The 240-nt window shown below is 60.0% G+C and carries 1 protein-coding gene; it reads left to right on the top strand.

What is annotated here, in order from left to right:
* A partial coding sequence (locus JW613_RS35505) for an ATP-binding cassette domain-containing protein (protein ID WP_209215318.1) occupies nucleotides 1-240 on the top strand: 240 nt, incomplete at both ends.

The following is a 240-nucleotide window of genomic DNA, read 5'->3' on the forward strand; positions in this document are numbered from 1 at the left end:
CCCGCATCAGTTCAGTGGTGGTATGCGGCAGCGGATCATGATTGCGATGGCGTTGGCGTTGGAGCCGGATCTGATCATCGCGGATGAGCCGACGACGGCGTTGGATGTCACGGTGCAGGCGCAGGTGATGGAGTTGCTGGCCGATCTGCAGCGTGAGTTCAACATGGGGCTGATTCTGATCACGCATGATCTGGGTGTGGTTGCGGATGTGGCCGACAAGATCGCGGTGATGTACGCCGG

It is taken from the genome of Streptomyces smyrnaeus, assembly GCF_017676345.1.
GTDB classification, from domain to species: domain Bacteria; phylum Actinomycetota; class Actinomycetes; order Streptomycetales; family Streptomycetaceae; genus Streptomyces; species Streptomyces smyrnaeus.